The sequence below is a fragment of the Methylobacterium currus genome (assembly GCF_003058325.1).
Lineage (GTDB): Bacteria > Pseudomonadota > Alphaproteobacteria > Rhizobiales > Beijerinckiaceae > Methylobacterium > Methylobacterium currus.
On record NZ_CP028843.1, the window covers coordinates 5976730 to 6001002 of the forward strand.

General features: G+C 73.6%; 16 protein-coding genes. 10 read left to right on the forward strand and 6 right to left on the reverse strand.

Going from position 1 to position 24273, the window contains the following annotated elements; translation table 11 throughout:
- Positions 1-23: 23 nt before the first annotated feature.
- Together DA075_RS27400 and DA075_RS27405 are read left to right on the forward strand one after the other, a co-directional pair.
- Positions 24-251: a hypothetical protein gene (locus tag DA075_RS27400; RefSeq protein ID WP_099955917.1), complete on the forward strand. Its 228-nt coding sequence runs from the start codon at positions 24-26 to the stop codon at positions 249-251.
- A 44-nt stretch (positions 252-295) separates the two neighbouring features.
- Positions 296-757 (forward strand): hypothetical protein, encoded by a 462-nt coding sequence (locus tag DA075_RS27405; protein WP_420813162.1) that lies wholly within the window; start codon positions 296-298, stop codon positions 755-757.
- A 307-nt stretch (positions 758-1064) separates the two neighbouring features.
- Here the strand turns inward: DA075_RS27405 and DA075_RS27415 are convergent, their stop codons facing one another.
- Entirely contained in the window at positions 1065-2924 is a 1860-nt protein-coding gene (locus tag DA075_RS27415; protein ID WP_099955918.1) for an ABC transporter ATP-binding protein, read from the reverse strand.
- A 123-nt stretch (positions 2925-3047) separates the two neighbouring features.
- On the opposite strand from DA075_RS27415, the gene DA075_RS27420 reads away from it, so the two are divergent.
- The 4 genes from DA075_RS27420 (at position 3048) to DA075_RS27435 (ending at position 6583) form a co-directional block, all read left to right on the forward strand.
- The gene (locus DA075_RS27420) at positions 3048-3503 is read left to right on the forward strand and encodes a tRNA (cytidine(34)-2'-O)-methyltransferase (RefSeq protein ID WP_099955919.1); all 456 of its coding nucleotides are present in this window, start codon (positions 3048-3050) and stop codon (positions 3501-3503) included.
- Between the two features lie 69 nt (positions 3504-3572).
- Positions 3573-4469, forward strand: coding sequence for an oxygen-dependent coproporphyrinogen oxidase (gene hemF, locus DA075_RS27425; protein ID WP_099955920.1), 897 nt, complete (start codon positions 3573-3575; stop codon positions 4467-4469).
- A 9-nt stretch (positions 4470-4478) separates the two neighbouring features.
- Entirely contained in the window at positions 4479-5375 is an 897-nt protein-coding gene (locus DA075_RS27430) for a DMT family transporter (protein ID WP_099955921.1), read from the forward strand.
- A 32-nt stretch (positions 5376-5407) separates the two neighbouring features.
- Positions 5408-6583, forward strand: a complete 1176-nt coding sequence (locus tag DA075_RS27435) for a vWA domain-containing protein (protein WP_099956847.1) — start codon at positions 5408-5410, stop codon at positions 6581-6583.
- 87 nt (positions 6584-6670) lie between these two features.
- Here the strand turns inward: DA075_RS27435 and DA075_RS38250 are convergent, their stop codons facing one another.
- The 3 genes from DA075_RS38250 to DA075_RS27450 form a co-directional block, all read right to left on the reverse strand.
- On the reverse strand, positions 6671-7729 hold the full coding sequence (locus tag DA075_RS38250; protein ID WP_099956848.1) for a methyl-accepting chemotaxis protein: 1059 nt from the start codon (positions 7727-7729) through the stop codon (positions 6671-6673).
- Between the two features lie 253 nt (positions 7730-7982).
- Complete coding sequence (locus tag DA075_RS27445) at positions 7983-8303, reverse strand: 2Fe-2S iron-sulfur cluster-binding protein (RefSeq protein WP_099955922.1); 321 nt, start codon at positions 8301-8303, stop codon at positions 7983-7985.
- Between the two features lie 200 nt (positions 8304-8503).
- Positions 8504-8821 carry an Hpt domain-containing protein gene (locus DA075_RS27450; protein ID WP_099955923.1) on the reverse strand — a complete coding sequence of 106 codons (318 nt, stop codon included), beginning with the start codon at positions 8819-8821 and terminating at the stop codon, positions 8504-8506.
- A 427-nt stretch (positions 8822-9248) separates the two neighbouring features.
- Here DA075_RS27450 and DA075_RS38255 point away from each other — a divergent pair, with 427 nt between their 5' ends.
- Positions 9249-18815: an apolipoprotein A-IV repeat region-like domain-containing protein gene (locus DA075_RS38255; RefSeq protein ID WP_099955924.1), complete on the forward strand. Its 9567-nt coding sequence runs from the start codon at positions 9249-9251 to the stop codon at positions 18813-18815.
- Between the two features lie 316 nt (positions 18816-19131).
- Here the strand turns inward: DA075_RS38255 and DA075_RS27460 are convergent, their stop codons facing one another.
- Both DA075_RS27460 and DA075_RS27465 read right to left on the reverse strand, forming a co-directional pair.
- Complete coding sequence (locus DA075_RS27460) at positions 19132-19572, reverse strand: DUF1489 family protein (RefSeq protein ID WP_099955925.1); 441 nt, start codon at positions 19570-19572, stop codon at positions 19132-19134.
- A gap of 221 nt (positions 19573-19793) precedes the next feature.
- Positions 19794-20699 carry a hypothetical protein gene (locus DA075_RS27465; protein WP_099955926.1) on the reverse strand — a complete coding sequence of 302 codons (906 nt, stop codon included), beginning with the start codon at positions 20697-20699 and terminating at the stop codon, positions 19794-19796.
- Between the two features lie 169 nt (positions 20700-20868).
- On the opposite strand from DA075_RS27465, the gene DA075_RS27470 reads away from it, so the two are divergent.
- The 3 genes from DA075_RS27470 to DA075_RS27480 all read left to right on the forward strand — a co-directional run bounded on the left by DA075_RS27470 (position 20869) and on the right by DA075_RS27480 (position 24177).
- Positions 20869-22068 carry an MFS transporter gene (locus DA075_RS27470; RefSeq protein ID WP_167456064.1) on the forward strand — a complete coding sequence of 400 codons (1200 nt, stop codon included), beginning with the start codon at positions 20869-20871 and terminating at the stop codon, positions 22066-22068.
- Positions 22069-22161: 93 nt separating this feature from the next.
- Positions 22162-23316, forward strand: a complete 1155-nt coding sequence (locus DA075_RS27475) for an ABC transporter permease (protein WP_174800128.1) — start codon at positions 22162-22164, stop codon at positions 23314-23316.
- Positions 23317-23382: 66 nt separating this feature from the next.
- A complete protein-coding gene (locus DA075_RS27480; RefSeq protein ID WP_099956850.1) occupies positions 23383-24177 on the forward strand; it encodes an ABC transporter ATP-binding protein in 795 nt (264 codons plus the stop codon).
- Positions 24178-24273: the final 96 nt, after the last annotated feature.

Sequence of the window (24273 nt, forward strand, 5' to 3'; positions counted from 1 at the left end):
AGAAGCAGGGTGCGGAGACAGCGATGAAAGCCTTCCTGGTCGCGGTGGCGGCGGCCCTGGTGCTGGCGACGGCGGCGAGCTTCCTGCTCGCCGAGAACCAGCGCTTCGCCTACCAGGCCTTCGCCACCTCCGGCGCCCGGGTCTCCGATCCGGGCACCAACCTCGTCGGGCCGCGTTGGACCGGCGACATCAAGGAGCCCGGCCAAGGCACCCACAAGCCTGCCGGTCACAAGGCGGAGGCGGGATCGTGAGCTGCGTGAAGATCATCCTCGCCGCCGCCGGCCTCGCCGCGAGCATGAGCGCCGCGCAGGCCGCCGGCCCGCCGGCAAACCTGTGCCAGGAACTCGTCGCCTTCGTGCATCCGAAGGCGCCGGACGCTCCGGCGGGCGGCGGCCAGCCGGCGCAGACCGCCGTGCAGGCGCCCGACAAGGGCGCGGCGCAGCAGCCGAGCAGCGGTGCCGGCGAGACGCAGCAGAAATCGGGCCTGAGCGGCCCGGTGGCGCAGACCGGCCCGGGCGCCTCCGGCCCGCAGGGTCAGGCGCAGTCCCAGTCCCAGGCCGCCCCCGCCCCGAGCGGTGCGCCGGCGCAGAAGGGGCCGGCACCTGAGCAGGTCGCGCAGGTCGACGCGGCGGCGGGTGCGAACGACATCCAGGCCTGCCGCGCCGCGGCGCAATTGATGCGCAAGGCCGGGGTGGTCATGCCGGCGCCGCTGCTCGCCCTCACGGCGCTCGATCCGAAGTTTTTTGCGCAGCAGTGACGGCACCGCGAACCGTTGAGTTCGCTTCGACAGTTTCTACACCCGCCATGTCGTCCCGGGACTCGCCGCAGGCGAGAACCCGGGACCCATGACCGCCGACGGTGCGGATTCAGGCTGAACGCCGTCCGCTTGATGCTGAATCGTCCGCGGTCATGGGTCCCTGGTTCCGCTGCGCGGCCCCGGGATGACGAAGAGGGTCAGCAATACGACGGCGTGATCGACGAGACTTCACCGACGTCCGATATGAAGCGGTTCGACGTCGGCTTGCTGGACGCGAAGGCGAGCACCGCGCTGCGAAACCCCACCCCTACTCCGCCGCAGCCCGCTCCTCGGCCTCCCCCAGGAACCCCCCGGATTGCCGCGCCCACAGGCGCGCGTAGAGCCCCCCGGCCTTCACCAGGTCGGCATGCCGTCCCTCCTCGACGATACGGCCGCGATCGAGCACCACCAGACGGTCGAGGGCGGCGATGGTCGAGAGGCGGTGCGCAATGGCGAGCACGGTCTTGCCCTGCATCAGCCGGTCGAGGGAGCTCTGGATCGCCGCCTCGACCTCCGAATCGAGGGCCGAGGTCGCCTCGTCGAGGATCAGGATCGGCGCGTCCTTGAGGATCACCCGGGCGATGGCGATGCGCTGACGCTGGCCGCCCGACAGCTTGACGCCGCGCTCGCCGACCTGGGCGTCGTAGCCGCCGCGGCCCTTGTGGTCGGTGAGGTCGCGGATGAAGGCGTCGGCATGCGCCGCCTTCGCCGCCGCCACGATCGCCGCATCGGTGGCGTCCTCGCGGCCATACGCGATGTTGTCGCGGATCGAGCGGTGGAGGAGCGAGGTGTCCTGGGTCACCACGGCGATCTGCCGGCGCAAGGACGCTTGCGTCACCGCGGCGATGTCCTGCCCGTCGATCAGGATGCGCCCGCCCTCGAGGTCGTGCAGGCGCAGGAGCAGCGAGGTCAGCGTGGTCTTGCCCGCCCCGCTCGGGCCCACGAGACCGACCTTCTCGCCGGGCGCGATCCGCAAGGTCAGATCCTCGATGATCCCAGCCTCCTCCCGGCCGTAATGGAAGCTGACGCCCTCGAACCGCACCTCGCCGCCGGTCACCGCGAGGTCGCGGGCGCCCGTCCGGTCGGTCAGCGCGTGCGGACGGGCGATGGTCTGCATGCTCTCCTGCACCACGCCGATATGCTCGAACAGCCCGCGCACGGTCTGCATCACCCAGCCCGACATCGCGATCAGCCGCAGCACCAGGGCGAGGCCCGCCGCCCCCTCGCCCGTCGTCATCTGCCCGCGCGACCACAGGGCCAGCACCACCCCGGCGGTGGCCACGATGAGGCTGCTGTTGAGGAGCGAGAGCGTGCCGGTGATGGCGGTGACGAGGCGGAACGAGTGCAGGTAGGCGTCGGTGTGGTCGATCGTGGCCGTCCGCACCGCCGAGCGTTCCTCGCGGTCGCGGGCGAACAGCTTGACGGTCAGGATGTTGGTGTAGCTGTCGACGATGCGCCCGACGAGGACCGAGCGGGTATCGGCGACCTTGAGAGAGCGCGCCCGGGCGCGCGGCACGAAGTAGGTGGTCAGCCCCGCATAGGCGAGGATCCACACCAGCACCGGCAGCACCAGCCACGGGCTGATCGACCCGAACAGGCTGACTGCCGTGACGGCGAAGATCGCGACGTAGAGCAGGGTGTCGATGACCACGATGGCGAGCTCGCGCACCGCCACCCCGACCTGCGTCACCCGGTTGGCGAGCCGCCCGGCGAAGTCGGCCTGGAAGTACGACAGGGCGTGGCCGAGGGTGTAGAGGTGGGTGCGCCAGCGGATGAGCCCGGTGGTCTGCGGCACCACGAGCTGGTTCGAGATCGCCTCGTGCAGCCAGGCGAGCACCGGGCGCACCACCAGGATCAGGCCGGCGGCCAGCATCAATCCGGTGCCGTGGTCGCGCCACAGGTTCTCCGGGCCGGACCGGGCCAGGATGTCCACGAACCAGCCCATCAGCAGGTAGAGCGAGGCCTCGACGCTGCCGGCGGTCAGGGCCGTCACGAACAGCACCGCGAGCGGGCCCCGCACCGGCCGCAGGTAGAACCAGGCGAAGCCCGCCACCGTGTCGGGCGGGCGGCGCGCCTCCTCGAAGGGGGCGAAGGGATCGATGCGGCGCTCGAGCCAGTCGAGGAACATGGGGGATACCTAGGGTGACGGGTGTCTCAGCTATGCGGCGGCGCTTCTTCGCCAACCGGGGGGTGATGCCGCAGGCCGGCAACCGGCGTATGACGGGGCATCGGCCCTGACAGCCCTGGAACGATGCTGCGCCTCGCTCTCTACCAGCCCGACATCCCGCAGAACACCGGCACGATGCTGCGCCTCGCCGCCTGCCTCGGCGTCGCCGTCGAGATCATCGAGCCGGCCGGCTTCGACGTCTCGGACCGGCACCTGCGCCGCTCCGGCCTCGACTATCTCGACCACGTCGCGATCACCCGCCACCGCTCCTACGCCGCCTTCGATGCCTGGCGCCGGGACGCCGGAATCCGGCTGGTGCTCGCCACCACCCAAGGATCCGTCCCCTACACGTCCCACGCCTTCCGGGACGGCGACTGCCTGATGGTCGGGCGCGAATCGGCCGGGGTGCCGGAAGCGGTCCATGCCGATGCCGAGGCCCGGGTGGCGATCCCGATGCGGGCGGGGATGCGCTCGCTCAACGTGGCGGTGGCGGCCGGGATGATCCTGGGCGAGGGATTGCGCCAGCTCGGCTCCGTCTGACGCCTTCTGGCTGATGCGTTGCCCGTCTGCCACCTTGGCCCGCGCCCGCCGGTATGGGATGAGAAGGCCATGACCGACGCCGCTCCCGACATCGCCGCGCTCAAGACCGAGGCGACCACCTGGTTCTCCACCCTGCGCGACCGGATCTGCGCCGCCTTCGAGCGGCTGGAGGAGGAGGCGACGGGGCCGTTCGACCCCGAGGCCGGCGGGCCGGGGCGGTTCGAGCGCACGCCCTGGGAGCGGACCGACCATTCCGGCACCCCGGGCGGCGGCGGCACCATGGCGATGCTGCGCGGCCGGGTGTTCGAGAAATGCGGCGTCCACGTCTCGGCGGTGCACGGCGAGTTCGCCCCCGAGTTCCGCGGCCAGATCCCGGGCGCGGCGGAGGATCCGCGCTTCTTCGCCACCGGGATCTCGCTGATCGCCCATCCGTGGAACCCGCACGTGCCGACCGTGCACATGAACACCCGCTTCGTCGTGACGACGAAGACGTGGTTCGGCGGCGGGGCCGACCTGACCCCGGTCCTCGACCGGCGCCGTCGCCAGGATGACCCCGACACGATCGCCTTCCACGCCGCCTTCGAGCAGGCCTGCGCCCGGCATCCGGCTGCCGACTACGCCCGCTACAAGGCCTGGTGCGACGAGTATTTCCACCTCAAGCACCGCAACGAGCCCCGCGGCATCGGCGGCATCTTCTACGACTATCACTGGACCGGCGATCCGGCCGCCGACCTCGCCTTGACCCGCGAGGTGGGCGAAGCGTTCCTCGGCGTCTATCCGGAGATCGTCCGGCGCAATGTCACCATCCCCTGGACCGAGGCCGACCGCCACGAGCAGCAGGTCCGCCGCGGCCGCTACGTCGAGTTCAACCTGCTCTACGACCGCGGCACCATCTTCGGCCTCAAGACCGGCGGCAACGTCGCGTCGATCCTGTCCTCGATGCCGCCGACGGTGCGCTGGCCTTAAAGACGAGCGGTGAGACCCCTCCCCGACCTCCTCGCCGTCGTCCTCTGGATGGCCGGCGCCCTGCTGTCGTTCTCGGCCACCGCCATCGCCGTGCGCGAGGTGGCGCCGGCGCTCGGCCTGTTCGACATCCTGGCGGCCCGGGCCGGGGCCGGGGTGGCGATCGTCGGGATGGTCGCGGTCCTACGCCGCCGGCCGCTCCCGGCGCGGCGGCTGCCGTTGCATCTCGCCCGTAACCTCGTGCACTGGGGCGGCAACTACGCCTGGTCGCTCGGGGTCACGCTCCTGCCCCTCGCGGTCGTCTTCGCCCTCGAATTCACCACGCCGGCCTGGGTCACGCTTCTCGCAGTCCTGATCCTGCGCGAACGGCTGACCGCGAGCCGGCTCGCGGCGGTGGCCCTCGGCTTCCTCGGCGTGCTGGTGGTGCTGCGGCCAGGGCTGGCCGCCTTGCAGCCGGCGAGCTTGGTGGTGCTGGGCGCGGCCGTGATGTTCGCGCTGACGGCCGTCGCCACCAAGGCGTTGACCCGGACCGAGAGCGTGCTGTCGATCCTGTTCTGGATGAACCTGATCCAGCTGCCGCTCAACCTCGTGGCCGGCCGGATCTTTCCGGCGGTGCCGGTCCACGCCTTCGAGGGGCGGCACGGGCTGGCGCTGGCGGTGTTGTGCATCGCCGGGCTCACCTCGCATTGGTGCCTGACCAGCGCCTACCGGCGCGGCGACGCCATCCTGGTCATGCCCCTCGACTTCCTGCGGATCCCGCTGATCGCGCTGCTCGGCTGGCGCCTCTACGGCGAGCCCCTCGATCCATGGCTGTTCGTCGGCGCCGGGCTGATCGTCGGCGGCATCGTCTGGAACCTCGCGGCGGAGGCGCGGCGACGGGCCCCTGCCGTCCAGCCCGAAGGGGCTTGACCAATCACCGCGCTGGCGCGTTGATCGACGCCATGCTGCTGACCTTCTTCACCGAGCTGCGCGCCGCCAAGGTCCCGGTCTCGCTGCGCGAGTACCTGACCCTGCTCGAGGCCCTCGACCGCGACCTCGCCGACCAGCGGGTGGAGGATTTCTATTACCTCTCCCGCACCGCCCTGGTGAAGGACGAGCGCAACCTCGACAAGTTCGACCGGGTGTTCGGCCGCGTCTTCAAGGGTGTGGTCACGGTCGGGGAGGCGGTGGAGCCGCAGGCCATCCCCGAGGAGTGGCTGCGCAAGCTGGCGGAAAAGTACCTCACCGCGGAGGAGCGGGCCCAGATCCAGGCGCTCGGCTGGGACAAGCTGTTCGAGACCCTGAAGGAGCGGCTGGCCGAGCAGAAGGGGCGCCACCAGGGCGGCTCGAAATGGATCGGGACGGGGGGCACCTCGCCCTTCGGCGCCTACGGCGACAACCCGGAAGGCATCCGCATCGGCCAGGACGGCAACCGCAACTTCCGGGCGGTGAAGGTCTGGGACCAGCGCACCTTCAAGGACCTGGACGATTCGGCGGAGCTGGGCTCGCGCACCATCCGGCTGGCCCTGCGGCGCCTGCGCCGCTTCGCCCGCACCGGCGCGGCGGAGGAGCTCGACCTCGACGGCACGATCCGCGAGACCGCCCGCCACGGCATGCTCGATCTGCGCCTGCGGCCGGAGCGGCGCAACGCCGTCAAGGTGCTGCTGTTCCTCGATGTCGGCGGCTCGATGGACTGGCACGTGGAACTCGCCGAGCAGCTCTTCTCCGCCGCCCGCTCGGAGTTCAAGCACTTCGAGCATTTCTACTTCCACAACTGTCTCTACGAGACGGTCTGGAAGGAGAACCGACGGCGCCACACCGAGGGCACGCCGCTCCTCGACGTGATCCGCACCTACCCGTCCGATTACCGGGTGGTGTTCGTCGGCGACGCCGCGATGTCGCCCTACGAGATCGCGATGGCGGGCGGATCGGTCGAGCACTGGAACGAGGAGGCCGGCCGGGTCTGGCTCGAGCGGGTGCTGGCCCACTTCCCGAAGGTGGCCTGGCTCAACCCGGTGCCGCAGGCACAGTGGGGATACTCGCAGTCGAACGCGATGATCCGGCAGATCGTTTCCGACCGGATGTACCCGCTGACGCTGGAAGGGATCGACCAGGCGACGCGCGCCCTGCTGCGCTGACGGCTCAGTGCACCCTCACAGAACTCCCGCTGCGCCGACGCCGCCACAGTGAGCAATGACAATGACCGGGAGCTTTGTGAGAGACACTCACGGCCGCTGGACGATCACTCCGTACCAGCCGAGGCCCCGGTAGGTCTCGTAGCCGGGCGTGCGGTGATAGGCGACGAGACCCTTGCCGCCCTTCGCCGGAACGACGCCGCTCTCCGGGTCGGCGAGGTCGACCGGAAGCCGCTCGCTCAGGAGGCCGGCGCCGTCGCTCGCGGCGATCACCCGATGCGCGGCATCGACGAGCAGCACCCGCGTGCGGGCCCGGTCCTCGGGCGCGACCCGCGCCCCCTGGACGATCGCCCGCGCCTGTGGCTCCCAGTCGAAATGGATCGCCAGCACGCCGAGGGGGCGGCCCGAGGCCTCGCCGTCCTGGCGCACGCTGGCGCAGTAGGTCGCCACCTGGGCGCCGCCGAGACGGCTCTCCGCCCGGATGTCGGCCGCCGTATACTCGTCGCCCGAGGCGAGCGCGGCGGCCTGCCGGAACCAGGCCTCCTGCGCCACGCTCTGGCCGCGCAAACCGGGGAAGCGGCCGGGCCGCCCAGTGGCGATGACACGCCCGTCGAGATCGCAGAGCCAGAGATCGAGATAGACCGTGTAGGCGGACAGGATGACGCCGAGCCGCTTCTCGGCGAAGGCCGCGGCCGCAGCGGAGGGATCCGCCGCGCAGGCCACGACCGCCGCGTCGGTCGCCCACCAGCGCACGTCGCAGGTCCGCTCGTAGAGATTGCGGTCGATCAGCTCGACGGCATTGAGGGCGAGGTCAACGAGACGCTCGCCCTGCGCCCGGGTCACCAGCCGGGAGACCTGCGCCTGGAGCCCGACGATGCGCCCGTCGACATCGGCCTCCAGCTCCCGGGCGAGGCCGGCGATGGCCTCCCCGACGGCGCCGACCTCGTTGGCCACCACCGTGAAGCCGCGCCCGTGCTCGCCGACCCGGCTGCTCTCGATGCGGGCATTCAGGGCCAGCATCTTCACCTGGCTGGTGATCTGGCGGATGCGCTGCGTCTTGTCGTGCGCGGCCTGACGCAGGGTCGTCGCCGCCGCGGCGATGTCCGACAGCGCGCAATCTTCCCCTGCCCGGTCGTTGCCCGCCCTCAGGGCCTGGTTCGTCACGGCGCGCCTCCTCGTCCGGGCCGGCCCCGGATGTCGGCGGCGATTGTCGACCGTCGTTGATTAAGGAAGTGCGTGCTCGCTGCGGTTTAGGCCGATGGCCTGATCAGTCTCGTCGCCGAGTTTCATCCCGCAGGCGGGGCTGAGGCCGGGCTCCCGCGGCGCCCGGCCCAAGGTGAGGCGTCGTCCTTCCCCTTCGGAATGAGGATAAGCCGGAACGAAGAGCAAGTCTGCCTGCGCCTCAGCCCTGGCGGGCCGGGGTGGTGACGGTGAGACCGTCGAGCTCGGGCTTGAGCCGGATCTGGCACGACAGGCGGGAGCTCGGCCGCACGTCCGAGGCGAAGTCGAGCATGTCCTGCTCCATGGGCTCGGCCGGGCCGACGGCCTCCGCCCAGTCCTCGGCGACATAGACGTGGCAGGTCGCGCAGGCACAGGCGCCGCCGCATTCCGCGTCGATGCCCGGCACGTTGTTGCGGATCGCGGTCTCCATCACGGTCGAGCCGACCTCGCCCTTCACGGTGCGGGGCGTGCCGGCGGCATCGACGTAAGTGATCTGGACCATCTGGGACTCCGGAAGCCTCGAGCGCGGCCGCGGATCGGACTTAAGGACGCGGCGCGGTCTGATTGGCGGGTGCCGCCCCGGAATGCAAGCGCGCCGTGCGTCGCGCGGCACACGCGCCGCAGCATGGCTGGTGACTTGTGACTTGCGGCTAGTGACTGATGACTTGCGGCTTGGCGCCGGAGCCGCGGCGCGGCCGGGGCTCAGAACAGCGCCAGGGTCTCCCGCACGGCCCGCGCCAGCGCCGGCTCCAGGTTGCGCGCCGTCGCGCCGTCGCCACCCCGCAGGGCCGCTTCGAGCTGCCCGGCGAGCGCCGCCACCCGGTCGGCGCCGACGCCGAGCGCCGAGCCCTTGAGGGTATGGGCGAGGTCCGCCCGTGCCTCGGGCGCCTGCTCCGGGTCGGCGAGCCCTGGCATCAGCCGGTCGCACTGGCCCGCGAACAGCGCCAGCACCTCGCGGGCGAGGTCGGCATCGCCGAAGGTCTGCCGGTCCAGGTGCGCGCGGTCGAGGAGCGTCTCCATCGGGGCGTCTCGCGGTTGCCCTCGCGGGGCAGGAAGGGATCGGGCCAGATCCCGCAAGGACAAGCCGGACGCAAGGTCATGGGCCCGGGCTCCTGTGAGTCCGCAGTTCCGGTGGAACTCTGTCCACAGCGTGCTCAAGGCCCGGACGATCCCGCCCCCCGGCCGGCAAACCCCAGTCCCTGCGGCAGGATAGCGGATCCGGGAGCGGCGTGCCGGACACATGGTAACCATTCCGTTAAGCTTTTTGGGAGGGTTGGCGTCCTCCGGGTATCCGGCTGGTACTCCTTGCGTCTAAGGTTCTCGTGGTAAACCGCTGAGATCGCGCCGGCTGGCGACACGGCGCGGGTTTCGCGGGATCTCGGGGATGATGCGGCGCGGCGGCTCTCACGGGTCGCCCGGCGGCGTTCACGGCGTAACGAGGCGTTCGATGGCGACGGAAAAGAAGCTCAAGGATCCGGCGGAAGCGGCGCTGTCGGCGATTGAGCAGGCTCTCAACCTGGACCATCCGGCAGGGCCGGATGCCCGGTCGCCCGATCCCCGATCGACGGACGCCTCCGACGGCGCCCGCGTCGAGCCCCGTCTGCCCGACGTGCACGATGCCGACCCCCTGTCCGATCCTCTGACGAGTCCCGGCGCCGCGCGCGAGCCCGGCTTCGACGGCAGCGCCCTGCCGGCCTCCCGCGACCGCCGCGAGGGCGGGCTGCTGCCGCCGGACCGCTCCCTCGTCGCCAATGACGACCGCCGCAGCGTCGGAGCCCTGCAGCAGACCCTGCGGATCGAGCCCTCGCGCGCTCCTTACATCGTCGCGACCCTCGCCGCCCTGGCCTGGCTCGCCGGCTTCGCAGGCCTGGCCTGGAGCCAGTCCGGCGGCGACCTGCGCGGCTTCGCCTCGGGGTTGAGCAGCCTCCAGGGCGCCGTCGGCGCGGCGGCGGTGCTCGCCCCCGTCATGCTGTTCTTCATCGCCGCCATGCTGGCGGTGCGCGCCCAGGAGATGCGCCACGTCGCCCGCGCGGTCGGCGAGGTGGCGATCCGGCTCGCCGAGCCCGAGGGCTTCTCCACCGACGCGGTCCTGACCATGTCGCAGGCGGTCCGCCGCGAGGTCGCGGCGGTCGGCGACGGCGTCGAGCGCGCGCTCGCCCGCGCCGGCGAGCTCGAGACCCTGGTGCGCGGCGAGATCTCGACGCTGGAGCGCGCCTATTCGGACAACGAGATCCGCATCCGCTCCCTCGTCGAGGAGCTGGTGGCGCAGCGCGAATCGATCGTCGCCAATGCCGAGCGGGTGCGCGGCGCGATCCAGGGCTCGCACCAGAACCTGACCCAGGAGCTCGACACCGCGGCCGAGCGGATCGTCACGGCCGTCGACGGCGCCGGCGAGCGGGTCACCGCCGCGCTCGGCGCCCGCGGCGAGGCGATCACCGCGGCGATCGGCGATCGCGGCGAGGCGGTCACGGCGGCGCTCGCCGCCACCGGCGACCGGGTGGTCGAGGCGGTGGCCGGCCGCGGCGACGACCTGGTGCAGCGCCTCGTCGCCACCAGCGAGGGCGTGAAGGCCGATCTCGGCACCGTCGGCGACTCGCTGAGCCGGGCGCTCGAGACCCGGGCGGTCGAAGTCACGGAGGCGTTCGAACGCACCGGCGGCCTCCTCACCCGGACGCTGGCCGAGAATGCCGGCACCGTCGCCCGCACCCTGGCCGAGACCGGGGCCGAGGTCATCGAAGCCCTGAACCGCGAGGGCGCCCAGGTCCGCGACACCTTCGAGCGCTCGGCGCAGGGTCTGGAGGAGCGCTTCCTCGCCCGCGGCGGCGACCTGACCGAGCGCTTCGCCGAGACCGGCGCCGCCATCACCGAGCGCTTCGCCGCCTCCGGCAGCGCCATCGCGGCCCACATCTCCGACCGCGGCATCGCCCTGCGCGAGGAGATCGAGCAGGCCGGCAACGGCGTGGCCGTTGCGATCGAGACCCGGGCGGCGGCGGCCGAGGCCGGGCTCGCCCGCGCCAGCGACGGCGTCATCACGACCTTCGGCGACCGTGCCAACCGGGTGCGCGACGATCTCTCGACCCTCGTCGAGGATGCGGCGCAGGCCCTCGGCGTACGCGGGGCCGACCTCGCGTCGCGCCTCGAGGAGACGATCGCGCGCGTCGAGGAGGTGCTGGTCGGCCATGGCGGCAGCCTCGAGCGCAGCCTGGACCAGACCGGCGAGCGCGTCGCCGCCCTGGTGGCCGAGCGCACCGGGGAGGCCGAGGGCCGGATCGGCCAGGCCCTCGCCAGCCTCGCCGCCGCCTTCGAGGCCCGCAGCCGCGACCTCGCCGACGGCATCGACCGGCGCACCCAGGAGACGCAGGCCGCCCTCGCGGTTGCGGCCGACGCCCTTCAGGGCGGCTTCGAGGCCCGCACCGCCGGCGCCGGCGAGGCCCTGCGCCGCACCGCGGACGAGATCGGGGCCGACCTCGACGCCCGTGCCGCCGCCCTGGCCGAGCGGTTCCGTGCCGCCGCCGCCGCGGCCACCGGCCAGGTCGGCGAGCAGACCGAGGAGGCCGCCGCCGCCTTCGCCCGGGCAGCCGAGGAAGCCGGCCGCGCCGTGGCGACCCACGCCCAGTCCCTTGACGGAACCCTGCGCGGCACGATCGAGCACCTGACGCGCCAGGCCGAGGACGTGTCCGCGGCCCTCGCGCTCGCCGCCGAGTCCGCCACCGGCGCCCTCGACGGCCGCACCGCCGCCGCCGCCGCCGCCTTCGTGGCCGCTGCGGAAGAGGCCGGCCGCCTCATCGGCGAGCGCACCGAGACCGCCGACGCTGCCTTGCGCACTGCGCTCGCCGGCCTCGCCGAGCGCGCGGAAGCGGCGGCTGCCGCCCTCACCGCCTCCGCCGACACGGTCGGCGACGCGCTGCAGGGCCGCTCGCAGGAAGCCGCCGAGATCATGCGCCGCGCCGCCGAGCAGGCGACGGGGGCGCTCGGCACCCGCACGGTCGAGGTGGCGCATATCTTCCGGCGCACCCTGGAGACGACCGGCGCCGAGCTCGATGCCCGCAGCCAGGCCGCGGCCGAGCTGTTCCGGCAGGCCACGAATGCGACGACCGGCGAGCTGGGCGCGCGGGCCGAAGAGGCTGCCGAGGTGCTGCGGCGCGCCGCCGAGACGGCGACGGGCGCGGTGGGTGCGCGCACGGCCGAGAGCGTCGAGGCGTTCCGGCAGGGGGCCGAGGAGGCTGCGGGCGCGCTGCAGGTGCGTCTGGCCGAGGCGGCCTCGTCCTTCGCCCGGGTGGCGGAGGAGGCGGCGCAGCTGATCGGGGCGCGGGCCGGCGAGGCCGACACGGCGTTGCACGGCGCGGTGGTGGGCCTGGCGGGCCGGGCCGAGGAGGCGGCGATCGCGATCGGCCGTGCGGCCGAGACGGCGACCGGTGCCCTCGACGAGCGCACGATCGCGGTGACGACCGCCTTCGCGCAGGCCGCGGATGCGGCCAGCCGCCTGGTGGCCGAGCGCGCGGCGGCAGCCGACGCGACGCTGCGCGGCGCCGTCGACGGCCTGACCGAGCGGGCCGAGGACGTGGCCTCCGCGATCGCCGCCGCCGCCGAGCAGGCGACCGGTCACTTCGACGCGCGCACGCTGGCGGCGGCCTCGGCCTTCGCCCGCGCCGCCGAGGAGGCCGGCCGCCTCGTGGCCGAGCGCACCGAGACGACTGACACGACCCTGCGTGGCGCGGTCGAGCACCTGACGCGCCAGGCGGAGGATGTCGCCGCCGCGATCGCGCTGGCCGCCGAGTCCGCCACCGGCGCCCTCGACGGCCGCACCGCCGCCGCCGCCGCCGCCTTCGTGGCCGCTGCGGAGGAGGCCGGCCGCCTCATCGGCGAGCGCACCGAGACCGCCGACGCCGCCTTGCGCACCGCGCTCGCCGGCCTCGCCGAGCGCGCGGAAGCGGCGGCTGCCGCCCTCACCGCCTCCGCCGACACGGTCGGCGACGCGCTGCAGGGCCGCTCGCAGGAAGCCGCCGAGATCATGCGCCGCGCCGCCGAGCAGGCGACGGGGGCGCTCGGCACCCGCACGGTCGAGGTGGCGCATATCTTCCGGCGCACCCTGGAGACGACCGGCGCCGAGCTCGACGCCCACAGCCAGGCCGCGGCCGAGCTGTTCCGGCAGGCCACGAATGCGACGACCGGCGAGCTGGGCGCGCGGGCCGAAGAGGCTGCCGAGGTGCTGCGGCGCGCCGCCGAGACGGCGACGGGCGCGGTGGGTGCGCGTACGGCCGAGAGCGTCGAGGCGTTCCGGCAAGGGGCCGAGGAGGCTGCGGGCGCGCTGCAGGTGCGTCTGGCCGAGGCGGCCTCGTCCTTCGCCCGGGTGGCGGAGGAGGCGGCGCAGCTGATCGGGGCGCGGGCCGGCGAGGCCGACACGGCGTTGCACGGCGCGGTGGTGGGCCTGGCGGGCCGGGCCGAGGAAGCGGCGATTGCGATCGGCCGTGCGGCCGAGACGGCGACCGGTGCCCTCGACGAGCGCACGATCGCGGCGACGACCGCCTTCGCGCAGGCCGCGGATGCGGCCGGCCGCCTGGTGGCCGAGCGCACGCAGGCCACCGACGCGACCCTGCGGAACGCGGTCGAGCACCTGACGCGCCAGGCCGAGGACGTGGCCGCGGCCCTCGCGCTCGCCGCCGAGAGCGCCACCGGCGCCCTCGACACCCGCCTCGCCGAGGTCGGATCCGCCTTCGACGGCCATGGCCGTGCGCTGACCGACATGATCGGCCGGCACGCCGAGGAGACCCATACCCGCCTCGCCGCGACCGGCCGCGACATCGTCGTGGCGGTGGCGAGCCAGGGCGCCCGGGTCAACGACGCCCTCGACAAGACCGGCGCGACGCTCGCCAGCGCCGCCGAGACCGGCGGCCGCGCCATCGAGGAGGTGCTGACCAGCCGCCTCTCGGCGCTCCAGGACGCGATCGCCCGCGGCGACATCCTGGCCGACCGGATTTCCCGCGACACCCACCACCTCGCCGAGAGCGTCTCCGGCCGCCTCGAGGAGATGGACCGCCTCATCACGGTCCAGGGCCGCGCCGTGGCCGAGACCATCGCGGAGCGCACCCGGGAGGCCCGGGAGGCCGTCGAGGCCCAGCTCGGGGCGCTCGAGGACCGCTCGGCCAAGCGCACCGCCGAGATCGGCGCCACCTTCAGCACCATGGTGGCCCATGTCGACCAGCATATCGGCGCCCGCGCGACGGCGCTGAACGAGGCCCTGATCGTGCGGGCCGGCGAGATGGCCCGGGTGATGGCCGAGGGCGGCCGCGAGGTCGCCCAGGCCCTCGACGGCCGTGCCGACGAACTCGCCCGCGCCATCACGGCCCGCAGCCAGGCGATGAGCGACACGCTGACCGCCCGGGTGAGCGAGATCGGCGACGAGCTCGGCCGCCGCACCGAGGAGCTGACCCGCTCCCTCGATGCCGGCGCCGCCCGCTTCGACGAGCGGGTCATCGCCCGCCTCGAGGGCTTGGCCCAGACCCTCGACGAGCGCGGCCGGATCGTCGACGAGACCTTCGGGCTCAAGGCCGAGGAGGCCCTGCGCCTGATCGAGAGCCGCACCCGCGGCCTCGACGAGGAGCTGGGGGCCCGCACCCGCGAGCTCGTCACCTTCGTGGAGGCCCATAGCGGCGAGGCGAGCCGCGACCTCGCGACCCAGGCCGAGGCGATCCGTGCCGCCTTCGAAGGCCGCACCGAGACCCTGGCCCGCCTCGTCGACGAGCGCACGGCCGCGATGGCCCAGGAGATCGACGAGCGCGGCCGGGCGATGTTCAGCGCGCTCGCCGGCCGCATGACCGAGCTGGCGCGGCTGTTCGACCGCGGCGGCACCGCCCTGTCAGACCTCATCGGCAAGCGTGGCGAAGCCGTGCTCGGGGCGCTCCGCGAGACGATCCAGGAGGCCGACCGCGTCCTCGCCGAGGGCTCGGGCCGCCTGGAGACCGTCGTGGGCGAGCGCGGGACGGCTCTGGTTACCCTGCTCGACGAGCGCGAAGGGCATGTCGGGCGGCTGCTCGACGAGCGTCAAGGCCATGTCGAGCGCCTGTTCGGCGAGCGGCTGCGGGCGCTCGGCACCCTGCTGGACGAGCAGGCCGCGACCCTGCGCGGGCTCCTCGACGGGCAGTCGGCGGCGCTCCATGCCGGCCTCGACGACCGGATCCGCGCGCTGCACGACGCGCTGGAGCAGCGTGCCGGCGCGGTGCGCCAGATCCTCGACGACCAGGCCGGCGCCCTCGGCGCCGTGCTGGACGACCGGGTCGGGACCCTGCGCGACGCGCTCGCCGAGGGTGGCGACATCCTGGCCGCCTCGCTCGAGGAGCGCGTCGGCCGCGCGGTCGGCACGGTCGACCAGCGGACCCACGCCCTCGCGCGCCTGTTCGACGACCGCCTCACTGCCCTCGACCATCTGGTCGAGAGCCGCGGCGCGGCCTTCGCGGAGGCGGTGGAAGCCCGCGCCCAGGCGCTCGCCGGGATGCTCGAGTCCCGCACCGAGGACTTCGCCCGGGCGGCGCAGACCGGCGGCACCCGCCTGTCGGGCCACATCGAGGCGGTGCTCCGCGACCTCGACGGCCTGATCGAGGCCCGGGCGCAGGCGCTGGCGACCAGCCTCGACCAACGCGGCGAGGCCCTGGCGGGCCTGATCGCGGCAAGGGGCGAGGAGGCCGCCGGCCTGCTCGAATCCCGCGTCGCGACGCTGGGCGACGCGGTGTCGCGCAGCGCGGAGGCGGTGTCCGGCCTCCTTGCCGAGCGCCAGGCCGGTCTCGGCGACGCCCTCGACGGGCATCGGACGGCGCTCGCCCAGACCCTCGATCGTCGCGTCGAGGCCCTGGCGGCCGTGCTGCGCGAGCGCGAGGCGGCCATCGCCGGCACGATCGAGCAGGGCGGCGGCAACCTGGTGCAGCTGATCGACGGCCGCCAGCGGGCGCTTGCCGAGCTGACCGGCGCCGGCGACATCCTGGCCCGGCGGGTGCAGGAGCGCATCGACGTGCTCGCCACCACGATCCGCAGCGGCGGCGATGCCCTGGCGGGCCTGCTCGACTCGCGCAACAGCGACCTCGCCGAGACCTTCGAGGGCCGCGGCACGGCGCTGGCCGCCCTGCTCGATGCCCGCGTGGCCGAGCTGTCGACCGCCCTCGAGCGCAGCCGCGCCGCCCTCGACGCGGTGCTCGGCGGGCAGGTCGAGGCTCTGGCGCAACGGCTGGATGCCGGCGGCGAGGCGGTGGCCGAGCGCCTGCGGGCGAGCATCGAGGCGCTGGGCGGCACCGTCGAGGAGCGCGCGGCGGCCTTCGGGATGCTGGTCGATGCCAAGGCGGCCGAGCTCGCCGCCCTGATGCAGGCCCGTACCGAGGCCCTGTCGGGCAGCGTCGACGAGCGGTCCGCCGCGTTCACGGCCCGGATCGACGGCCGGATGCGCGCCTTCGCGGCCCTGGTGGCGGCCCGCGGCGAGGCCCTGGCCGACGCCTTCGACGACCGCAGCGACGCCTACGCGGCCCTCGTCGACGCCCGCACCGCGGCGCTCACGGCGGCCCTCGACGAGCGGGTCGCGAGCCTGCATGGCGCCATGGACGAGCGCTCCGCGGCCCTCGCCGCGGCGGTGGACGAGCGCAGCGCCCAGCTCAGCTCGGGCTTCGACCGCCGCGCCGCGGCCTTCGCGGCGCTGATCGACCAGCGCAGCACCACCCTCACCCGGGCGCTGGCGGAGACCGCCCGCGACCTGACCCAGACGATCGACGGGCGCGGGGCTGAGCTGAATCGCGGCCTCTCCGAGCAGGTCGAGACCCTGCGCCGGATCGTCGACGAGCGCGGCGGCGCCCTCGGCCAGACCCTCGAGACGACGACCGCCTCGCTGCAGCGGACCATCGACCAGCGCGGCGGCGCCCTGGTGGCGGCGCTGGCGGCGAGCGGCGAGACGGTCGAGGGGCTCGACCGCCAGGTGGCGCAGCTGCGCCACCTGGTCGAGGGCCCCGGCAGCGAGCTGGTGGCGGCGCTGGCGCAGCGCAGCGAGGCCCTGGAGCGGGCGGTGACCGAGGGGATGGGGGGCGCCGTGGCGGCGCTCGGCGAACGGGCCGAGACGCTGGCGGCCCTCTCCTCCGAGGCGGCCGAGACCCTGCGCCGGGCGGCCGACCAGGGTGCGGCCCGGGCGGTCGAGGCCGTGACCAAGGTCAACCAGCGGCTCGGGGCTGAACTCGGCGGCCTGATCGGCCGCATCGAGGCCGTCTCCGGCGCCCTCCAGGATCTCATCAGCAAGTCCGGCGAGAACCTCTCGGCGATCGAGGGCGGGCTGTCCGGCCGGGTGCAGGAGATCCAGGCGGCCCTCGCCGAGATCGCGACCGAGACGGGCAAGGCCTCCGACCGGGTGGCCGAGCAGGTCGGCGCACTCCAGGGTGCGGCGACCGGGGCGCTCCGCCAGGCGGCCGGCCTCGCCGCGACGCTCGACGCCCGCGGCAAGGCCCTGACCGAGACCGCGCGCCAGCATATCGGCGACCTCACGGCGGCCGCCGGCGCGCTGGAAGGCGCCGAGGGCCGGGTCAACGCCTCCCTCGGCGAGCGCCAGGCCGAGATCGACGCCCTGCTCGGCAGCATCGATGCCCGCTCGGCGGCACTCGCCGCCGCCACGGAGGGGGTCGGTGCCCGGGTCGAGGCGACGCTGAAGACCATCGAGGCCCGCACCCAGGCGCTGGGCCGCGAGATCGAGACCAGCGCCCGCCAGGCCGGCAGCGCCGTGACGGAGGCGTTCGAGCGCCTGCGCTCCGGCACCGGCCAGGAGGGCGAGCGAGCGGCCGAATCGGTCCGCCAGGCGGTAGCAGGCGCGTCCGGCGAGCTGCGGGAGGCCTTCGGCGACGCCGCCGAACGTTTCCAGGGCACGGTGGACTCCATGCGCGGCATGGCAACCGAGATCCGCCGCACCCTGGAGGAGATCCGCGGCGATCTGCAGCGCGGCGTGGTCAGCATCCCGCAGGAGGCGCAGGACGCCACCGGCGAGATGCGCCGGGTGGTGGCCGAGCAGATCAAGGCCCTGAACGAGCTCTCGGCCCTGGTCTCGCGCTCGCCCCGCGCGGTCGACGTCGCGCAGCCCCTGGCGCAGCCCCGCACCGCGGAAGCCGGCCGGCCCGCCACGGCGGTTTCGGGTCCCGCGGCCCAGAGGCCGCAGGCTCCGGTCCCGGCTCCGGTCCGGCCGGGCCAAGCCCCGGTGCAGGCCGCCCGGCCGACGGCGCCGAAATCCGCGGTCCAGGGGCCTGTTCAAGGTCCAGCCCAGACGCCGGCGCAGGCTCCTGCCCAGCCCGCGCCTCAGGCTCCCGCTCAGGCCGCCGTCCCGGCGCGTCCGGCCCAGGGTCCGGCCCGTCCGGCGCCGACGCAAGGCACGGCTCAGGGCCCGGCGCGCCCGGCCGCGCCGCAGGCGGCGGCCCGGCCCGCCGCCGAGGCACGGCGCGACGCCGCCCTCCCCCGCTCCGGCAGCGGTGGGTGGCTCTCCGACCTCCTCTCCCGCGCCTCGCAGGAGGACGAGGACGAGCTGGCCTCGGCCGGCAAGGCCGGGGCCAAGGCCAGCCAGGAGAACAAGACCAGTCAGGAGAACAAGGCTGGCCAAGGGACGGTCAAGACCGGACGAGGCGCCGACGAGGCGGGCCAGGGTAACGATCCCGACCGGGTCGGCGCGGCAACGATCGACTCGATCTCCAGCAACATCGCCCGGATGATCGAGCACGCCGCCGCGGTGGACCTGTGGGAGCGCTACCGGCGCGGCGAGACGGAGCTGTTCACCCGTCGCCTCTACACGGCGGAGGGCCAGCAGACCTTCGACGAGATCCGTCGCCGCTACCGCGCCGAGCCGGATTTCCGCCGGACCGTCGACCATTACGTACGGGAGTTCGAGCGCCTGCTCGGCGAGGTCTCCCGCACCGACAAGGACCCGCGGCGGGCCAACGCCTATCTCACCTCGGAGAGCGGCAAGGTCTACACGATGCTGGCCCATGCCAGCGGGCGCTTCGAGGGAGCATGAGCCCCCGGGGCGGCCGTTCCAGACCATGCCGCCTTGAATGACGAAGCCGCCCTCCGGTCCCGCGGGACCGGAGGTCGGCTTCACCGTTTGAAGATGGGGACGGCGCCCGAGCTGCGGCCGTCGCGTGACGCCGACCGGCCGCCGACGAAGCCTCGGCTCCGGCCGGCGCGGACGAGCAGCAAGCGGCATCAGCCGTCCCGAAGAAGCGCGAGGGGGTGAGGCCGAGGACGAGCGAGAACCCTATGCCAGGGAAAGTCAGGAACCGGGCGTTGCAGGAGCGATGCGTCGCAGGCTCGGCGCCCGATGCACCGTCCGGTCAGAGCAGCCCCAGGGCCGCCAGTTCCCGCCGCATCGCCTCGGGCATCGCCGCGAGGTCGCCGGCGGCGTGGCGTGAGATGTCGCGCGGGGCGTCCGCGGGCGCGAGGTAGCGCCAGCCCTGGAACGGCCGGCACGGCCGGGGCTCGACCGGGGTGACCTCCGGGTCGAGGACGAGGCGGCAGCGGCCGACCCCATCCCCGTCGGTGAAGGGGCGGATCGCCAGGACCGGCTGGCGGCAGGCGATCTGGCCGCGGATCACCCAGTAGAGCGAGCCCGTGCCGACGATCTCGTCGCCGCGTTTGGGAATCATGCGGGTGATGTGGGCCTGCTCGTGCGGGCGGCCCAGGCGCGCCGATTCGGCCCGGCGGGCGGCGATCCACTCCTCGAGGTCGGCGATGGACTCGCAGCCGACGCAGAGCTTGAGGAGGTGCAGGGACATCGCAACCTGATGGGGGCGTCGGGCGTGAGAAAGGCAGGCGGGCTCCCTGCGGCGCGATTCTGGCGCCGCGAAGGCGGGCGTCCCGCGCCAGGGGGTCAGGTCTCATACCATCGCGCTTTCGCATCGACACCTCGACGCGAAAGTGTCCGGCGCATCCGCGCCGGCGCCCATTCGGGCTTAGCCAGCGCCTTCGAACGAGTCCGTTCGAAGGCGCGGCGGTGTCAGGTGAAGCGGGCGAGCTTCTCGTCGAGGGCGAGGTCGTCGATCTCCGAGAAGATATCCTCCAGCGCCATCACGTCGCCGGCGGCCGGCGCCTCGTCGCGCACCGGCACGAAGGCGATGTCGTCGTCGAGCACCATCGGCTCGACCAGGCGCAGGCGCGGCGCCGAGGCCGGCTCCTCGTCCCTTGCCCGCTCCTCGCCCTGCTCCTCGCCCGTCGTTTCGGTCGCCCTGCCCTTGCCCGTCGCCACGATCTCGTCGACATCGTCCTGGTCGAGGGTGGTCTCCCGGACCTCGGGCCGGTGTGCGGCGGGCGCCGGCGGGTCGTCCTCGCTGGCCCAGATCTCGATCATGGCGGTCAGGCGCTGCTCGAGGTAGCGCAGGGTGTTGACGATGCGGCTGGTGCGCTGCGCCGTCAGGTCCTGGAACGAGCAGGCGGTGTAGATCTGGGTCGCATTCTGGTCGAGGCGGTCGCAGACCCGGCTGTCGGCCCCGGTCTCGCGCAGGGTCCAGGCGACCTCCTGCACCTCCTCGGCGGCCTGGAGGATGTCGGAGGTGGCGCGCTCGGTGGTGCGCACGATGCCGTCGAGGGCCTCGGAGGCGGCGCCGAGCTGGCTCTGGTCCTGGTCGGGAGTGTGGATCGCCGCGATCTCGGACTTGGTGCGGCTGATCGCTTTCGCCATCTCGATCAGGTCGTAGCGCAGGCGCTCCATCCCGGAGGGGCCGCGCTCGCCGATCACGGCATTCTCGAGCCGGCCGATCGCCTGCAGCAGAACGTCGGTATCGGCGGAGCGGTTGCGCCTGGCGTACTCGCCCAGGAACCAGCGCCCCCGCGCCGTCTCCAGCATCGCGCCCTCGATGACGTCGTACTCCTCCCGCGGTACGGGGAGCGAAGGGGTCCCGGCCATCTCACCTGCCCTGTCATCGCCGGTCCGACGGAACGCTTCGGCGGCGTCTCGCCCGGAGGCGTATCTGTATTTACACTTGACATCCCGGCGTTAACGGCGGCTTACGCGGGGTCCCTTCCGGGGGGGCTGATTCGGTCCGCGCCCCGGCCCTCCCCGCGCCGACATCACCGTGCCGCCTCCTCCGCTCTTCCTCGGCGACGGCCCGCGCCTCGCCCTGCTCTACGCGGCGGTGTTCGCCGGCATCGGCGTGGCGATGCCGTTCCTGCCCCTCTGGCTCGCCGGGCTCGGCCTCGGACCCGAATTGATCGGAGCCCTGGTGGCCCTGCCGATCCTGGTCCGGATCGGGGCGACGGCGCCCCTCGTCGGCCTGATCGACCGCGGCCTCGCGCCGCGCACGCTGATGATCGCCGGCAGCCTCGGCCTCGCCGTCACCTACGCGCTGATGCCGGCGGCTTCGTCCTTGGGCTGGCCGGTGCTGGCCGGCTTGATCGTCCTCAACGCGGTCGCCGGTGCGCCGCTCGTGCCCTGCCTCGACTACCAGAGTCTCGCCGCGGTGCGGCGCGGGCAGGGTCTCGACTATGCCCGGATCCGGCTCGGCGGCTCGCTCGGCTTCCTGGCCGCCAGCCTTCTCGGGGGATGGCTCCTCGGCCTCGTCGGCACCGGCAGCATCACCGGATTCCTCGCCGGCCTGGAACTCGCCTCGGCCTGCGGGGCCGCCCTCCTGCTGCACCGGGCGGACGGCGCGCGCACGGGCCCCCGTGGACCCGGGCGGGTACGATTGCCGGCGGCCCTGTGGCTCGCCATCGCGGCCGGCGCGGCGATCCAGGCGAGCCACGCGGCGGTCTACGCCTTCGGGTCGATCCACTGGGGCAGCCTCGGCCTCACCCCGGCGACGACCGGCATCGCCTGGGGCATCGGCGTCGTCGCCGAGATCGTGTTCTTTGCCGTCGTGGGCCGCGTCCCCTGCTTGCGCGACGCGCCGTTCCGGCTCCTCGGGCTCGGGGCCGTGGCCGCGCTGCTGCGCTGGGCCGGGCTGCTCGCCGCGGCCGGCCTGCCGGGCCTGGTGCTGCCGCTGCAGGCCCTGCACGGCCTGACCTTCGGGGCGACGCAGCTCGGCGCCATGGCGGCCTTGTCGCGCCTTGCCCCCGAGGGCGGGCGCGGCGCCGCGCAGGGAACCTACGCGGCCTGTGCCGCCCTCGCCTCGGCCACCGCCACCCTGGCGAGCGGGGCCGCCTACCGGACCGGCGGCGGGCCCCTCGCCTTCGGGCTGATGCTGCCGGTGGCGGGGCTCGGCCTCGCCCTGACCCTTGCGGCCGCAAGAACCGCCCGGACGAGGATCGCCCGGACGGCATGTGCAACTCGCCGCTGAGTTGCGGTCCTCGCCCCATGGTTTGCGAATTGTTAGCATGACGGGGTATAGGACCGGCCTGAGGGGATTTTGGCGAACGAGGGAGGCCGGCCCGTGCCGACCGCACCCAACACGCGGGGGGCCGATGCGGCCCGTGTCGCGGTCGAGCGCGTGCGCGACGGCGTCGCCGCGCGCCTCGCCGGCCGCTGGACCGCCGACCAGGCCCCTGCCGTCGAGGCCGCCTCCGCCGAGATGCTGGCCGCCGATACTCTGTCTGCCGGCTCGCCCCTCGTCATCGATCTCTCGGGCCTCGCCCGCCTCGACACGCTCGGCGCCTGGGTGCTGGAGCGGACGCGCGCCGCGTTGCCCGCCGGCACGACCTACGCCGGCGCCTCCCCGGAACACCTGATCCTGCTGCGCGAGGTCGCCTACCGCGAGGCCGCGCCGGCGGCGCGGCGCCGGCGCTTCAACCCCCTCGACCCGGTCGCCAGCCTGGGGTCGGGCATGCGCAGCCTCGGCCACCAGGGCCTGGCCGGGCTCGCCTTCCTGGGCGAGGTGGTGGCGGGCTGCCTGCGGGTGCTCGCCAGGCCGCGCAGCTTCCGCGGGCCGGCGCTCGTCAACCAGGTCGAGCAGATCGCTTTGCGCGGCGCGCCGATCATCATGCTGATCTCGTTCCTGGTCGGCTGCATCGTCACCCAGCAGGGCATCATCCAGCTCCAGCGCTTCGGGGCCCAGACCTACGTCGTCAACATGATCGGCATCCTGACCCTGCGCGAGCTCGGGGTGCTGCTCACCTCGATCATGGTGGCGGGTCGCTCCGGCTCGGCCTTCACGGCGGAGATCGGCTCGATGCGCATGCGCGAGGAGGTCGATGCCCTGCGCGTCATGGGCCTCGACCCGATCGAGATCCTGATCGTCCCGCGCATCATCGCCCTGATGTTCGCCCTGCCGCTGCTCGCCTTCCTGGCCGATCTCGCGGCGCTCGCCGGCGGTGCGCTGACCTCGCTCCTCTATGGCGGCCTGTCGCTGGAAGCCTTCGCCTTCCGGCTCCAGAACGCGATCGGCTTCCGTCACCTCGCCATCGGGCTGATCAAGGCGCCGTTCATGGCGCTCATCATCGGCATCATCGCCTCGGTCGAGGGATTCATGGTCGAGGGCTCGGCCGAGTCGCTCGGCCGCCACGTCACCGCCTCAGTCGTCAAGTCAATCTTCATGGTCATCGTCCTCGATGGACTCTTCGCGGTGTTCTTCGCGGCCATCGACTTCTGAGCGAGGCGACCCCCACCCTTGGCGATCCCAGCCCCCCTCCACCCTGCGCCTCCAGGCCGCGACGCGATCATCCGCGTGCGCGATCTCGTGGTCGGCTTCGGCGACCGCACGGTGCTCAAGGGCCTCAACCTCGACATCCGCCGGGGTGAGATCCTGGGCTTCGTCGGCCCTTCGGGCCAGGGCAAGTCGGTGCTCACCCGTACGCTGCTCGGCCTGGTGCCGAAGCGCTCGGGCACGATCGAGGTCTTCGGCGAGGACGTCGACCGGCTGAGCCTGGCCCAGCGCCGGGTGATCGAACGGCGCTGGGGCGTGCTGTTTCAGCAGGGCGCCCTGTTCTCGGCGCTGACCGTCAAGCAGAACATCCAGGTGCCGATGCGCGAGCACCTCAAGCTCTCCGAGCGCCTGCTCGACGAGTTCGCACGGCTCAAGATCGAGATGGTGGGCCTCAAGCCCGACGCCGCCGACAAGCTGCCCTCCGAGCTCTCCGGCGGCATGATCAAGCGCGCCGCCCTCGCCCGGGCGCTGGCCCTCGACCCCGAGGTGCTGTTTCTCGACGAGCCGACCTCGGGCCTCGACCCGATCGGCGCCGGCGAGTTCGACGAGCTGGTGGCGACGCTCCAGCGCACGCTCGGGCTGACCGTGTTCATGGTCACCCACGACCTCGACAGCCTCTACACCGCCTGCGACCGCATCGCGGCCCTCGGCGACGGACTGATCATCGCCGAGGGGCCGATCGAGGCGATGCTGGCCTCCGACCACCCGTGGCTGCGCTCCTACTTCCACGGCAAGCGCGCCCGCTCGATCGTGGTGCCGGGAGCGGAAGTCGTTTCATCCCGCGCAACAGTGGAGGGCGTCGCCTGATGTGCGATCCCGCACCCGCCCGTCGCCGGGCCTCACCTAAGCTTGGCGGGTTAGACCATGCCCCGAAGGCGCCTTCGAGGGCGTCTCTCCCGCTCT